General features: G+C 72.5%; 13 protein-coding genes. 8 read left to right on the plus strand and 5 right to left on the minus strand.

All coding sequences use genetic code 11. The annotated features are described in order from the left end of the window. Positions 1-67: 67 nt before the first annotated feature. The gene (locus tag ACWDX6_RS09450; protein WP_451484353.1) at positions 68-1,030 is read right to left on the minus strand and encodes a UDP-glucuronic acid decarboxylase family protein; all 963 of its coding nucleotides are present in this window, start codon (positions 1,028-1,030) and stop codon (positions 68-70) included. Positions 1,031-1,355: 325 nt separating this feature from the next. On the opposite strand from ACWDX6_RS09450, the gene ACWDX6_RS09455 reads away from it, so the two are divergent. Continuing rightward, a complete protein-coding gene (locus ACWDX6_RS09455; RefSeq protein ID WP_451484354.1) occupies positions 1,356-1,556 on the plus strand; it encodes a hypothetical protein in 201 nt (66 codons plus the stop codon). A gap of 9 nt (positions 1,557-1,565) precedes the next feature. Continuing rightward, positions 1,566-1,760, plus strand: coding sequence for a hypothetical protein (locus ACWDX6_RS09460; protein ID WP_451484355.1), 195 nt, complete (start codon positions 1,566-1,568; stop codon positions 1,758-1,760). 115 nt (positions 1,761-1,875) lie between these two features. Here the strand turns inward: ACWDX6_RS09460 and ACWDX6_RS09465 are convergent, their stop codons facing one another. The 3 genes from ACWDX6_RS09465 to ACWDX6_RS09475 all read right to left on the minus strand — a co-directional run bounded on the left by ACWDX6_RS09465 (position 1,876) and on the right by ACWDX6_RS09475 (position 5,149). Further along, on the minus strand, positions 1,876-2,112 hold the full coding sequence (locus ACWDX6_RS09465; protein WP_451484356.1) for a DUF6480 family protein: 237 nt from the start codon (positions 2,110-2,112) through the stop codon (positions 1,876-1,878). 107 nt (positions 2,113-2,219) lie between these two features. Next, on the minus strand, positions 2,220-3,947 hold the full coding sequence (gene polX / locus ACWDX6_RS09470; protein WP_451484357.1) for a DNA polymerase/3'-5' exonuclease PolX: 1,728 nt from the start codon (positions 3,945-3,947) through the stop codon (positions 2,220-2,222). A 125-nt stretch (positions 3,948-4,072) separates the two neighbouring features. After that, on the minus strand, positions 4,073-5,149 hold the full coding sequence (locus ACWDX6_RS09475) for a lactonase family protein (protein ID WP_451484358.1): 1,077 nt from the start codon (positions 5,147-5,149) through the stop codon (positions 4,073-4,075). 177 nt (positions 5,150-5,326) lie between these two features. Between ACWDX6_RS09475 and ACWDX6_RS09480 the strand changes: the two genes are divergently transcribed. Beyond that, a complete protein-coding gene (locus ACWDX6_RS09480; RefSeq protein ID WP_451484359.1) occupies positions 5,327-6,499 on the plus strand; it encodes a polysaccharide pyruvyl transferase family protein in 1,173 nt (390 codons plus the stop codon). A gap of 32 nt (positions 6,500-6,531) precedes the next feature. Next, entirely contained in the window at positions 6,532-7,941 is a 1,410-nt protein-coding gene (locus ACWDX6_RS09485) for an FAD-dependent oxidoreductase (protein WP_451484360.1), read from the plus strand. 72 nt (positions 7,942-8,013) lie between these two features. Here the strand turns inward: ACWDX6_RS09485 and ACWDX6_RS09490 are convergent, their stop codons facing one another. Then, on the minus strand, positions 8,014-8,667 hold the full coding sequence (locus ACWDX6_RS09490; RefSeq protein WP_451484361.1) for a GntR family transcriptional regulator: 654 nt from the start codon (positions 8,665-8,667) through the stop codon (positions 8,014-8,016). 183 nt (positions 8,668-8,850) lie between these two features. Here ACWDX6_RS09490 and ACWDX6_RS09495 point away from each other — a divergent pair, with 183 nt between their 5' ends. Genes ACWDX6_RS09495 through ACWDX6_RS09510 form a run of 4 tightly spaced genes read left to right on the plus strand, consistent with a single transcriptional unit; the run spans position 8,851 to position 13,916 of the window. Then, complete coding sequence (locus ACWDX6_RS09495) at positions 8,851-10,092, plus strand: sarcosine oxidase subunit beta family protein (protein WP_451484362.1); 1,242 nt, start codon at positions 8,851-8,853, stop codon at positions 10,090-10,092. Between the two features lie 26 nt (positions 10,093-10,118). Then, positions 10,119-10,445 (plus strand): sarcosine oxidase subunit delta, encoded by a 327-nt coding sequence (locus ACWDX6_RS09500; protein WP_451484363.1) that lies wholly within the window; start codon positions 10,119-10,121, stop codon positions 10,443-10,445. After that, positions 10,442-13,312, plus strand: coding sequence for a 2Fe-2S iron-sulfur cluster-binding protein (locus ACWDX6_RS09505; RefSeq protein ID WP_451484364.1), 2,871 nt, complete (start codon positions 10,442-10,444; stop codon positions 13,310-13,312). Before ACWDX6_RS09500 ends, ACWDX6_RS09505 begins: the two co-directional genes overlap by 4 nt. Then, entirely contained in the window at positions 13,302-13,916 is a 615-nt protein-coding gene (locus ACWDX6_RS09510) for a sarcosine oxidase subunit gamma (protein ID WP_451484365.1), read from the plus strand. Before ACWDX6_RS09505 ends, ACWDX6_RS09510 begins: the two co-directional genes overlap by 11 nt. The last annotated feature ends 15 nt before the right edge of the window (positions 13,917-13,931 follow it).

The following is a 13,931-nucleotide window of genomic DNA, read 5'->3' on the forward strand; positions in this document are numbered from 1 at the left end:
CTTTCCGCTGTGGGGACACGGCCGCCTCGAAGGAGGGCGGCGCGGGACGCGGGCTGGTCGGTGGTCCTCAGTCGTCCTGATGGGCGCGGAACCAGGCGATCGTGCGGCGCAGCCCGTCCTCCGCCGGGACGGTGGGCTCCCACTGGAGCTTGTCCCTAGCCAGCGTGATGTCGGGACAGCGGACGGCGGGATCGTCGGTGGGCCGCTCGATGAACCGGATCTCCGAGCGGGAGCCCGTGAGTTCGACGATCCAGCGGGCCAGGTCCAGCATGGTGATCTCGGCCGGGTTGCCGATGTTGACGGGGCCGCGCATCCCGTGGGCGGCCGCCGCGAGGATGCCCCGGACGGTGTCGTCGACGTAGCACAGCGACCGGGTCTGGCGCCCGTCACCGGTGACCGTCAGGGGCGCGCCGGCCAGGGCCTGCCGTACGAAGGTCGGCACGGCCCGGCCGTCGTAGCCGCGCATCCGGGGCCCGTAGGTGTTGAAGAGCCGCACGATGGCGGTGTCGGTGCCGTGCGCCGACGCCTCGGCCGTGGTGAGCGCCTCGCCGAAGCGCTTGGCCTCGTCGTACACGCTGCGCGGTCCGACCGGGTTCACGTTGCCCCAGTACCGCTCGCTCTGCGGATGCTCCTGCGGATCGCCGTACACCTCGGAGGTGGAGGCGAGGACGAAACGCGCTCCGGAGGCGCGGGCGAGGGCCAGGGCGTTGCGCGTGCCCAGGCTGCCGACCTCCAGGGTGTGCAGGGGCAGGCGCAGATAGTCCGCCGGGGAGGCGGGTGAGGCGAAGTGGAGCACCAGGTCGGGCGGCCGGTCGAGCTGGAAGGGCTCGGAGACGTTCGCCTCCAGCAGGGTGAAGTCCGGGTGGTCGAGCAGGGGGGAGATGTTCGACCGCCGCCCGGTGCTGAAGTCGTCGACGCAGGTCACCGCCGCTCCCGCGTCGAGCAGTGCGGCGCACAGGTGCGAGCCGACGAAGCCGGCGCCACCCGTGACGACCGCGTGCTCCCAGCGGGACGCGAATGAAGTTGCCATGGTGATCTCCTCCGGCGGATGTGAGGGGAGACGAGCCGCAGCTCCGGAGCGGCCGAAAGCCGGCGGCACCCCCGCGCGCCCGAGGGGCGCTGTCCGGGGGAGCTGGTAGGGAGCTCCAGCGTGCTTCACACGGATCCGCTCCGCCACGCGAAACCGGCTGACCGGGTGAAATGCCGCGATGGGGCGTGGTGCGGATGCGGGAGCGCGCCCGGCGTCCGGACCGGCTGCTACCGCGTCCAGCAGCGCTACTCACCGCAATCGCTTTTTCACCCCGGTTTACCCCCTTTCGCACCGGGCACGGGAGCCTGAGGAGGAGGTGGTCGCCGTGCCCGAGCCCGGAAGCAAGAAGTACGACACACGGCGCGCCAGGCTCCGCAAGGACGCGGAATCGTCCGGGGTCTCCGACCAGCAGGCGAACGGCCGGGCCAACGAGACGCTGCGGCGCGACGAAGGCCTGCGCGGCAGCGGACCGCGGTCGGAGCGAGGTCGCGGACCCAAGGGCGAGCGTCGAGGCGAAGAGGACTGAGGAGACGTGATGAGCAATCCCCAGAGCCGTGAGCAGCGGCGCAGTGACAAGGGAGGCGCGACCCCGCAGGACAGCGCCGAGCTCAAGGCGCGGCAGGCACCCGGCACGGGTGGGCGGGGCAGGGCCCACGGTACGGACAAGGGCGGCAAGGGCGGCGGCGAAGGCGGCGGGGTCCCGCCGGACCAGCGCCGCGACCACCCCTGACGCGAGGCTTTCTCAGCCGGACGGACGGCACCTCCGGGGATTCCGGAGGTGCTTGCCCCTGCCGTCCCTCGGCGTCCACGCTGTTTCCCGGACGGTCAGCCACCCGGCCGGTCGGTCACCGGGTCGCCAGCACGATGGCGTACACGAGGAAGAACAGCGCGCACACGGCGGCGAGGATCCACACGATGAGCAGGGGTCCTCGCCCCCAGCCGCGCCGCGGCGGCCGGTAGGGGCCGGTGCCGGTGCCCGTACCGGCTTCGGCCGGAGGGGTCTCTCCGGGCGGGACGCCGCCGCCCGGTTCGAGTCCTGGGGTGGCACGCGGGTCCGGGTCCGGGTTGCTCGGTGTGCTCATGGGAAAACCTCCCTGTCGCTCCACGAGAAGCCGGTCGGCGCCTACCCAGCGAGGCACGAGATACTCGGCCCGCCGAAGGGCCCGCTCACACCCGGCCCCATCCCGCCTCAGCCGTCCTTCTTGGCGAGGAACCGGCGCAGCCTCGGGAGCGGCCAGGCGTTGATGACGTCGTCCTTCGTCAGCCAGCCGCGCTGCGCCGTCGCCACCCCGTACCGCAGGTAGGGCAGATGCGTGGTCGTGTGCGCGTCGGAGTTCACGGCGAACTTCACGCCGTACCGTCTCGCCCGCAGGATGTCCTCGTCGCACAGGTCGAGACGCTCGGGATGCGCGTTGATCTCCAGAGCGGTGCCCGACCGGGCGCAGGCGGCGAAGACCGCGTCGAAATCGGCGTCGATGCCCGGGCGTTTGCCGATCCGGCGGGTGGTGGGATGGCCGATGACCGCGACGTGCGGGTTCTCGCAGGCGCGGATGAGACGGCGGGTGAGCTCCTGTCTGCTCTGGTTGAAGTGGGAGTGGACCGAGGCGACGCAGATGTCGAACTCCCCGAGGAACTCGTCCGGCCAGTCCAGGGCGCCGTCGGGCCCGATGTTGAGCTCCGTGCCGTGCAGCAGCCGCATCCTGTGGCGGGTGCCGTCGAGGGCGCGTACCCGCTCGCGCTGGGCGAGGATCTTCTCGCTGGTCATACGCTGCATGTACAGGTTCGGGGCGTGGTCGGTCACCGCGTAGTACGCGTAGCCCCGGGCCGCGGCGGCCGCGATCATGTCCTCCAGCGGCGCCAGCCCGTCGGTGAGGTCGGTGTGGGTGTGCAGATCGCCGCGGATGTCCTTCTCGGTGACCAGGTCGGGCAGTTCGCCGCGCAGCCCGGCCGCGATCTCGCCCCGGTCCTCGCGCAGGGTCGGGGGTATCCAGGGCAGTCCGAGCCTCGCGTAGACCGCCTCCTCCGTCTCGGAGGTGACGCTCTCGCCGCTCTCCACGTCGAAGAGCCCGTACTCCGAGAGCTTGAGACCCTGCCGTACGGCGAGTTCGCGCGTACGGATGTTGTGCGCCTTGGAGCCGGTGAAGTACTGCAGTCCGGCGCCCCAGGAGGCGGGGGGAAGGACCCGTAGATCCACCTGGAGACCGGTGGTGGTCCGAACGGACGTCTTCTTCTGTCCGTGCGCGATGACCTCGGCCGTGTGCGGGAACGCCGTGAGGGCTTCCATGAACGGGCCGGACCGGTCCGCCGCCACCAGGATGTCCACATCGCCGATGGTCTCCCTCATTCGGCGCAGGGACCCGGCGTACGCGCACCGCTCGCAGCCCGGGATGCCCGACAGTTCGGCCACGAGCTGTTCGGCGACGTCCATGGCCGCGTTGACCAGGATCCGGCCGCTGCCGGCGCCGCGCAGTACGGAGATGCCGTGCAGGATGTTGGCCTCGGTCCGCTCGCCGAAGCCCTTCAGCTCGCGCAGCCGTTCCCGGTGGATGGCGTCGAGCAGCTGGTCGACGGAGCTGACGCCCAGCTCCTCGTACAGGACCATGGCCTTACGCGGCCCGAGCCCGGGAATCGTGATCAGCTCCCGTACGCCCGCCGGTACGGACGCCCTGGCCTCCTCGACGACGGTCATGCGGCCGGTGCGCAGATACTCAAGCACCTTGTCGGCGACCGACCTGCCGACGTTCGGGATCTCGCGCAGCGCCTTGGCGTCGAGTTCCGACACGTCCTCCGGATGGCCGCCGATGGCGCGGGCGGCCTTCTCGTAGGCGCGGGCCTTGAAGGCCTCCCCGCCCCTGATCGCGATGAGGTCGGCGTACTCCTGGAGCAGCGCCTCGACCTGGTCGTTGGCTCGTGCCATGCCTCCAGGGTCCCGCGCACACCCTGGGCGGGCACGCGGGACGGCCGACGGGGGAGCCCGCCGGCCTGACGCGGCCTGCCGGTTCTGCGGACATGCCGAGACGACCGGCTGCTCCCGCCTCCGGCTCAGGCGAAGACCACGCAGGCGGCCGCCGGCACCTCCACCGCGCCCGCACGGCGCAGCCGCCCGGTCCGCGGGTCCGCGTCGAACCAGGTGATGTCCCCGGACCACTCGTTGGCGACGTACACCCGGCGACCCGACGGGTCGGTCACCAGATCGCGCGGCCAGCTGCCGCCGCAGTCGACGCCGTCCACGAGCTGCGGCTTCTCCGCGTTCTCGGCGACGGAGTACGTCAGGATCCTGTTGCTGCCCCGCACCGCCGCCCGGAGGAACCGCCCGTCGGAGGAGACGGACACGACGGAGGGGTAGGCACGTTCCCCCTCCGGGACACCGTCGGAGTCGACGGCGACCTCCGACAGCGGTTCCAGGTGCCCGGACTCCGCCTCCCAACGGCAGACCGTCATCTGCGGTTCCAGTTCGTGGAGCACGTACACCACCTCGCCGTCCGGATGGAAGGCGAGGTGACGCGGGCCCGACCCGGCCCGGAGCACCGTCTCGGTGTGCGCCCTGAGCACTCCGGTGGTCCGGTCGAGCGCGCAGACCCGTACCGAGTCGGTCCCCAGGTCCACGCTCACCACCCACCGGCCGCCGGGGTCGGGGAGCACCTGGTGGGCGTGGGGCCCCCGCTGCCTCTCCGGGTCGGGGCCGGAGCCGTGGTGCGCCAGCACGAAGGGAGGACCGCAGACGCCGCCGTCGGGGCCCACCGGGAGGGTGCTGACGCTGCCGGAGGCGTAGTTGGCGGTCAGCAGCCGTCCCCCCGCCACACTGAGATGGGTGGGACCGGACCCGCCCACCTCCACCACCGGGCCCAGAGCGGTGAGCCCGCCGGCTTCCGCCCGGAAGGCGGCGACCCCGCCCTCTTCCGTGTCGCTCACCGCGTAGAGGACCCCGGTCTCGGGTGCGAGCGCGAGACACGCGGGGTTCCGCACGGTGCCGACGGTCGTACGCGGGGCCAGGGCGCCGCCGGCCTCGTCCACGGTCGCGACCGTGATGCCCTTGCCGCCGCCCGAGGTGAACGAGCCGATGTACGCCCATCGGCCCGTGCTCCGGTCCGTCCCGTTCCTACGTTCCGCGCCGTCCACAGAGTGACCTTTCGTCGTTCCCGATCCGCTCAGGCTGAACGACGGGGCGGGTACGGGGTCACCACCCCTTACTCCGTTCGTCACGCTCCCGGCCCCCGCCGTATCTCGAGATGCGTAAATCTCGCGATGGGGTGAACTGGTGGAGGAGCGCGCAAACAGGTTCACGAGGGGCCGATCATGGGCGACGGAAACGGCGTCACCGTAGGAGTGCTGGGTTCCTACGGCGGACGCAACGTGGGCGACGAGGCGATCCTCACCGCCATGCTGGACCGCATCGGGGCCGGACGTCCGGACGCCCGCGTGGTGCTGTTCTCCCGCAACCCCGACCACAGCCGCGTCGCCCATCCGGGCGTCGAGGTGGTGGCGTGGGAAGGCGTGAACAGGGAGCGGATCAGCGGACACCTGCGGGACCTCACCGTGCTCGTGCTCGGCGGGGGCGGCATCCTCTACAACACCGAGGCACGCCGGTACCTCCGGCTGGCGCGAACCGCTCAGGACCACGGCGTGCCCGTCTTCACCTATGCCGTCGGCGCCGGCCCCCTCACCGACGAGGTCGACTGCACCTGGGTCCGCACGACCCTCTCCGAGGCGGCCGAGGTGACGGTCCGCGACGAGGAGTCGAAGCTGGTCCTCGAAGAGGCCGGGCTGAACCGCCCCATCACGGTCACCGCCGACCCGGCGCTGCTCCTGCGGCCCGGCGACGGCGGCGGCGAACTGCTCCGGGCCGAGGCCGTACCCGGCGGAGTGCGGCTCGTCGGGATGAGCGTGCGCGAGCCGGGCCGCGCGGCGGAGCACCTCGACGAGGAGGGATACCACCAACTCCTCGCCAACGTCGGCGACTTCCTCGTCAACCGGCTGGACGCCCATGTCGTCTTCGTCCCCATGGAACACGACGACATCCGGCACTCGCACGCCGTCGCGTCCCACATGGCCGACGCCGGACGCTGCACGGTCCTGCACGGCACCTACCGCCCGCAGCAGGTCATCGACATCGTCCAGCGGCTGGACCTCGCCATCGGCATGCGGCTGCACTTCCTGATCTTCGCCGCGCTCGCCCAGATCCCCCTGCTGCCCCTGCCCTACGCCGGAAAGGTCTTCGACTTCGCCCAGCAGATCGGCGCCCCCGCCCTGCGCGGCGTCGTCCGGGAGAACGCGGGACTGCTCCTGGCCGAAGTGGACCGCCTGTGGGACGAGCGGCCCGCCCGCGCGGCACACACGGCCGCCCGTACCGCGGCGATGAGGCTGCGGGCCGCCCAGACCGCCGATCTGCTCCTCGCCTACCTGGACCGCACCGCCCCCCGACCCCTGGCACTCCGCACCGCGCCGACGTCCGCGTTCCCGGCCGGCTGAACCTGCCGGCCACCGGCCCCGAGGGAGACAACGTGTCCTACCTGATGCCGCCCCGCGTCCCCCGGAGCGTGGAGCTGCCGCCGCGCCAGGCTCTGCACGCCGGCTCCACCCAGGTGCTCGTCGTCGGCGGCGGCCCGGCCGGCATCGGCGCGGCCCTCGGCGCCGCGAACGCGGGCGCTCAGGTCACCCTCGTGGAGCGGTACGGATTCCTCGGCGGCAACGCCACCGCCGCGCTCGTGATGCCGCTGATGAGCTTCCACAACGAGGTCAAGCAGGCCGTGACCGGTGACGCCGCCCGCCTGCTGCCCCCCGACCACGGCGAGGGCGAACCGGTCGTCGGCGGCGTGCTGTGGGTCCTCCTCGACCAGCTGGTGCGCGCCGGGGCGGCGATCCGCCCGTCGGTCGAGACCGGCTACACGGTGCCGTTCGACGCGGAGCTCTTCAAGCTGGTCGTGTACGAGCTGCTGGAGACGCACGAGGTCCGCACCCTGCTGCACGCCTTCGCCTCCGGGGTGGTCCCCCTGCCCGACCGCGCACGGGCGGTGTTCGAGACCAAGTCGGGGCCGCTCGTCATCGACGCGGACGTGATCGTCGACTGCACCGGGGACGGTGACATCGCCGCCGCGGCCGGAGCCGCCTACGAGATCGGCCGGCCCGAGGACGGCTGGACGCAGCCCATGACCCTGATGTTCCGCATGGTCCGCTTCGACCAGGAGGAGTTCGCCGCGTACGCCCGGGCCAACCCGGACCAGTGGAAGGGCGTGCACGGGCTGTGGGACCTCGTCCGCGCCGCCACCGACGCCGGGGAACTGGACCTTCCCCGCGAGGACATGCTCTTCTTCGCCACCCCGAACACGGGGGAGGTGGCGGTGAACTCCACCCGCGTCACCGAGGTCGTCGGCACCAGCGTGTGGGACCTCACCCGCGCCGAGTTCGCCGCGCACCGCCAGATGGCGCAGATCGCGCGCTTCCTGCGCGGCCGCGTGCCGGGCTTCGCCGACTCGTACGTCGTCCAGAGCGGTGTCCAGGTCGGTGTCCGGGAGACGCGCCGGATCGTGGGCGAGTACCAGCTCACGGGCGAGGACGTGCTGACCGCCCGCACCTTCGACGACGCCATCGCCCGCGGCGCCTACCCCGTGGACATCCACAACCCGAGCGGCCGCGGCACCACGCTGAAACGGCTTCCGCGCGGCGAGTCCTACGACATCCCCCTTCGCTGCCTCTTCCCCCGTGACGTGGACCGCGTGCTGGTCGCCGGACGTTGTATCTCCGGTGACCACGTGGCCCATTCCTCCTACCGCGTCATGCCGATCTCGATGGCGACCGGCCAGGCCGCCGGCGTCTGCGCGGCTCTCGCGTCGGTCCAGGGCAAACGGCCCCGGGACGTCGCGCCCGACGCGGTCCAGCGGGAACTCCGCTCACAGGGCGCCAGCCTGCGCTGAAGCGGGCGGACGGCCGTGCACGGGGGTGTTCCGTCCGTGCGTCCGCCTGGCTCCGGCGCGCGCCGCGGTTCCTCAGATGACGCCGCGGATCGCCGCCTCGAACCCCGCCACGTGGCGCGCGGCGAGGTCCGCCGCCTTCTCCGCGTCGCGGTCGATGATGGCGCGCAGCAGCGGCCCGTGCTCGTGCACGTGGCCCGCGAGGCCCGGCAGCCGGTCGATGAACAGGCACCAGATCCGGGTGGCCAGGTTGTCGTACCTGACCAAGGTGTCCTCGAGGTACGGGTTGCGGGTCGCGGCGTAGACGGCGCGGTGCAGGGTCATGTCGACCCGGATCAGGTCCGCGCCGCCGTCGGGGGTGTCCGCCAGCTGTGCCAGCAACCGGTCGAGTCCCTCGCGGTCGCTCTCGGTGGCGCGTTCGGCCGCCAGGGCCGCGGCGAGCGGCTCGAGCCGCTGACGGACCTCCGAGATGTGGCCGAGATCGGCGATCTGCACCTCGGTGGCGAAGGTGCCGCGCCGCGGATAGGCGACGATGAGGCGCTCGTGCTCCAGCCGCTTGAGGGCCTCGCGGACCGGGGTGCGCCCGAAGCCGAGCTCGGCGGCGATCCGCTCGTCGTTGAGGGGCTCCCCGGGCCGGATCCGAAGGGTCACGAGCCGGTCGGAGAGGGAGCGGTAGGCCTGGTCGGCCAGCGTTCCCCGGCCGTCACCGGCCGCGGTCGAAGAAGTCACCGCACCCTCCCTTGACGCGCCCGGTCCGCGCTCCTAGTGTCGCACACGCCGCAATTGATATATCAGTCGTCTTTCAGTCGGTCCCGAGGGAGTTCCCATGACCGCCCACACCCCCGACCCGCGAGCGGCCCGCCACCTGACCGACCGCCTCCCGCTGTCCCCCGCCGCCCAGGAGGCCGGCCAGTGACGCACCCGTACACCGGCGCTTCCGGTGACGCCCTGCCCGACCACCCCGACTTCCTGTGGCGCAACCCCGGCCCCAAGCCGTCCTACGACGTCGTCATCGTCGGCGGCGGCGGGCACGGCCTGGCCACCGCCTACTACCTCGCCAAGAACCACGGCATCACGAACATCGCGGTCCTGGAGAAGGGATGGCTCGCGGGCGGCAACATGGCCCGGAACACCACCATCATCCGCTCCAACTACCTGTGGGACGAGAGCTCCGGCATCTACGAGCACTCGCTGAAGCTGTGGGAGACCCTCGAAGAGGATCTCGACCACCCGATCATGTTCAGTCAGCGCGGCGTCCTCAACCTGGCCCACAGCCCGCAGGACATCCGCGACAGCAAGCGCCGGGTCTACGCCAACCAGCTCAACGGCATCGACGCCGAGTGGCTGGAGCCGGACGAGGTCGCCAAGGTCTGCCCCATCGTCGACATCTCGCCCGATGTGCGCCATCCGGTCCTCGGCGCCACCTACCAGCCGCGCGCCGGCATCGCCAAGCACGACTACGTCGCCTGGGGCTTCGCCCGCAGGGCCGACGCCTACGGCATCGACCTCATCCAGGACTGCCAAGTCACCGGCATCGACATCCGGGGCGGCCGCGTCACGGGAGTGCGGACCACGCGGGGCGACATCGCCGCCGGAAAGGTCGCGCTCGCCGCCGCCGGACACTCCTCCGTCCTCGCCTCCATGGCCGGCCTGCGCCTCCCGCTGCAGAGCCACCCCCTGCAGGCGCTGGTCTCGGAACTGCTCGAACCGGTGCACCCCACCGTGGTCATGTCCAACGCCGTGCACGTGTACGTCTCCCAGGCCCACAAGGGCGAACTCGTCATGGGAGCCGGCATCGACAGCTACAACGGCTACGGCCAGCGCGGCGCGTTCCACATCCTGGAGCGCCAGATGGCCGCCGCACTGGAGCTCTTCCCCGTCTTCGCCCGCGCCCACATGCTGCGCACCTGGGCCGGCGTCGTCGACGTCACTCCGGACGCCTCTCCCATCGTCGGTACGACCCGCGTCGAGAACCTCTACCTCAACTGCGGCTGGGGCACCGGCGGTTTCAAGGCCACCCCCGGGGTCGGCTGGTGCTACGCCCACACCATCGCCACCGGCGAACCGCACCCGTACAACGCGCCCTTCACCCTCGACCGGTTCACCACCGGAGCCCTGGTCGACGAGCACGGCGCCGCCGCCGTCGCCCACTGACGCCCGCTCCGGTCAAGGAGGTTCACATGCAACTCATAGCCTGCCCCTGGTGCGGTGAGCGCGAGGAGACCGAGTTCCACTACGGCGGACAGGCGCACGTCGCCTACCCCGCCGACCCGTACGCGCTCGACGACGAGCAGTGGGCGCGCTACGTCTTCTTCCGCGACAACCCCCAAGGCCCCTTCGCCGAGCGGTGGGTGCACGCGGCCGGCTGCCGGCGCTGGTTCGACGCCCTGCGCGACACCGCCACCCACCAGTTCCTGACGGAGCACCAGCCCAGCGCCGAGCACCCCCTCACCCCGAGCACCGCACCCGCAGCACCGCGGCGGGAGAGCCAGGAGGCCGGCCGATGAACAACCCGTTCCGCGCCCCCGGTCGATCCGAGCGTGGCCGCATCGACCGCGACACCACCCTCTCCTTCACCTTCGACGGCACCGCCTACACCGGGCACCCCGGCGACACCCTCGCCTCCGCCCTGCTGGCCAACGGGGTGCACCACGTGGCGAACAGCATCAGGTACGGCAGGCCGCGCGGTGTCCTGGCCGCCGGAGCCGAAGAGCCCAACGCGCTCGTGCAGATCGAGGCCCCCTTCCCCGAGCCCATGCTCACGGCCACCACCGTGGAGCTGTACGACGGCCTCGTCGCACGGGGCCTGTCCGGCCGGGGCCGGCTGAGCGGCGAGCCGGACCCGGCGCGCTACGACTCCCTGCACGCCCACTGCGACGTCCTGGTCGTCGGCGCCGGCCCGGCGGGAGTGTCCGCCACCCTGGCGGCCGCACGCTCCGGGGCCCGGGTGATCCTCGTCGACGAGCTCCCCCAGCCCGGCGGATCCCTCCTCGGCAGCCGGGAACTCCTCGACGGCGCACCGGCGACCGCCTGGGTCGACGGTGTCGTCGCCGAGCTCGAATCCTGCCCCGACGTGCGGATCCTGCGACGCACCACCGCCTTCGGCCACTACGACGACGGACTCGTCCTCGCCCTGGAGAAGCGCACCGACCACCTCGGCGCCGCCGCGCCCGCCCACCTCTCACGGCAGCGGATCTGGCGCGTCCGCGCCCGGCAGGTCGTCCACGCCACCGGCGCCCACGAACGGCCCGTCGCCTTCGACGACAACGACCGGCCCGGCGTCATGCTGGCCGGCTCGGCGCGCACCTACCTCAACCGCTTCGGTGTCCTGCCCGGAGAGCGGGCCGTCGTGTTCACCACGAACGACAGCGCCTATCCGGCCGCGCTCGAACTGGCCGACGCGGGGATCGTGATCGCCGCGGTGATCGACGCCCGCGAGGAGGCGCCGGCCCACTGGCGCGCCGCCTGCGGCGAGCGCGGCATCGACGTACACGCCGGTCACGTCGTCACCGGAACCAGCGGCATCGAGCGCGTCTCCCGCGCCCACGTCGCCCCCTACGGCCAGGACCGCCTCCTCGGCGGCCGGCACGGCATCGACTGCGACCTGCTGCTCGTCTCCGGTGGCTGGAACCCGTCCGTGGCCCTGTTCAGCCAGGCGCGCGGCGCCCTGCGCTACGACGCCGGCATCGGAGCCTTCGTGCCCGCGCAGGCGCTGGACAGCGTCCGTACGGCGGGAGCGGCGAGCGGCACCTTCACCCTGGTCGGCTGTCTGGCCGACGGCGCGGACGCCGCCGGGCAGGCGCTGACGGCCCTCGGCCGGGCCGCCCCGACGATCGGCCAGCCGGCCACCGCGCCGCTACCGGACGCGGTGCCCGGCCGGGTGCTGTGGCGCGTCCCGAGCCGGCGGGACCCGGACGGCGCGCACCAGTTCGTCGACCTCCAGCGCGACGCCGTCGTCGCCGACGTGCTGCGGGCGACCGGGGCGGGCCTCAGGTCGGTGGAGCACGTCAAGCGCTACACCACCATCGGCACCGCCCACGACCAGGGCCGCACCTCGGGCGTGATGACCTCGGGCATCGTCGCCGAGGCGCTGGGAGTCGACGTCGCCGACCTGGGCACCACGCGCCTGCGTCCGCCCGCCGTGCCCGTGGCCTTCGCCGCCCTCGCCGGCCGCAACCGCGGAGAGCTGTTCGATCCGGTCCGGGTGACCGCGCTGCACCCCTGGCATGTCGAGCACGGCGCCCTGTTCGAGGACGTCGGCCAGTGGAAGCGTCCCTGGTACTACCCGCGGGCGGGCGAGACCATGGACGAGGCGGTGCTGCGCGAGTGCCGGGCGGCCCGCACGGGCGTCGCCATGATGGACGCCTCCACGCTCGGCAAGATCAATGTGCAGGGCCCGGACGCCGGCGTACTCCTCGACCGGCTCTACACGAACATGATGAGCACGCTCGGGACCGGCCGGATCCGCTACGGCGTGATGTGCGGCGTCGACGGCATGGCCCTCGACGACGGCACCGTGATCCGGGTGGCCGAGCAGGAGTTCCTGCTGACCACGACCACGGGCAACGCCGCCAGGGTCCTGGAGTGGATGGAGGAGTGGCTCCAGACGGAGTGGCCCGACCTGCGCGTCCACCTCACCTCCGTCACCGAGCACTGGGCGACCATCCCCCTGGTCGGCCCCCGCTCCCGCGACGTGCTGGCCCTGGTGGCCCCCGGGCTGGACGTCGACAACGACGCCTTCCCGTTCATGACCTGGCGCGACACCAGCGTCGCCGGCATCCCGGCGCGGGTGTGCCGCATCAGCTTCTCCGGTGAACTCGCCTACGAGATCAACGTGCCCGCCTGGGACGGCATCACCGTGTGGAAGGCCCTGTACGCCGCCGGCGGCGCGTTCGGCATCACCCCGTACGGCACCGAGGCCATGCACGTGCTGCGCGCCGAGAAGGCGTACCCGATCATCGGGCAGGACACCGACGGCACCGTCACCCCGCAGGACCTGGGCATGGCGTGGGTGGTGTCGAAGAAGAAGCCGGACTTCGTCGGCAAGCGGTCCTTCTCCCGCCGGGAGAACCGGCGCGACGACCGCAAGCAGCTGGTGGGCCTGCTGCCGGCGGACGAGCACGTGCTGCTGCCCGAAGGAGCCCAGCTCATCGCCACCAGCACCGTTCCCGCGCCACCGGTCCCCATGCTGGGCCATGTCACCTCCAGCTACCGCAGCGACGCCCTGCGGCGGACCTTCGCCCTGGCCCTGGTGCGCTCGGGAACCCGGCGCATCGGCGAGACCCTCTACGTCCCGCTGGACGGCCGGACCGTCCCGGTGACCGTGACCGACCCCGTGCTCTTCGACAAGGAGGGAGCTCGCCGTGACGGTTGAGACGCCCACGCGCCACAGCCCGCTCTCCGCGTGGCGGGACCGCCTGGCGGGGCTCCCCGCCGGCCTGCGGGCGCGGGAACTGCCCTTCCTGACCCAGCTCACCCTGCGGGCGCGACCCGGCGGCCCGGCGGCCCGGGCCGTCGAGGCCGCGCTGGACACCACCCTGCCGGGCCCCCTGCGCGCCGGGACGGCGGGCGAGGTCGAGGTGCTGTGGATGGGCCCGGACGAATGGCTGCTCGTGGCCCCCGAGGACCGGCAGGATGCCCTCGTCGGGCGGTTGCGGGCGGCCATCGGTGAGGAGTTCGCCACCGTCACCGACGTCTCGGCGCAGCGCACCACACTGGCCCTGTCCGGGCACCTCGTCCGCACGGTCCTGGCCCACGGCTGTGCCATCGACCTGGACCCGCGGGTGACACCCGTCGGCTCGTGCCTCACCACGCTTCTCGCACAGGCCCCGGTCACCCTCGTCGTATGGAGAGAGGCGGCCGCCGACGTCCGGCTCCTGGTCCGCTCCTCCTTCGCGTCCTACCTGGCCACCTGGCTCGTCGACGCCTGCACGGAGTACGGCGCGGGCGACGGCGACCGGACCGCCGTCTCCCCCTGAGGCGGTCGCCGCACA

This window comes from Streptomyces sp. NPDC003027, from assembly GCF_053591435.1.

Coding starts and splice junctions, on each gene's coding strand:
- ACWDX6_RS09505 (WP_451484364.1), top strand. CDS start 10,442: ATGAACAACCCGTTCCGCGCCCCCGGTCGATCCGAGCGTGGCCGCATC.
- ACWDX6_RS09500 (WP_451484363.1), top strand. CDS start 10,119: ATGCAACTCATAGCCTGCCCCTGGTGCGGTGAGCGCGAGGAGACCGAG.
- polX (WP_451484357.1), bottom strand. CDS start 3,947: ATGGCACGAGCCAACGACCAGGTCGAGGCGCTGCTCCAGGAGTACGCC.
- ACWDX6_RS09465 (WP_451484356.1), bottom strand. CDS start 2,112: ATGAGCACACCGAGCAACCCGGACCCGGACCCGCGTGCCACCCCAGGA.
- ACWDX6_RS09450 (WP_451484353.1), bottom strand. CDS start 1,030: ATGGCAACTTCATTCGCGTCCCGCTGGGAGCACGCGGTCGTCACGGGT.
- ACWDX6_RS09480 (WP_451484359.1), top strand. CDS start 5,327: ATGGGCGACGGAAACGGCGTCACCGTAGGAGTGCTGGGTTCCTACGGC.
- ACWDX6_RS09460 (WP_451484355.1), top strand. CDS start 1,566: ATGAGCAATCCCCAGAGCCGTGAGCAGCGGCGCAGTGACAAGGGAGGC.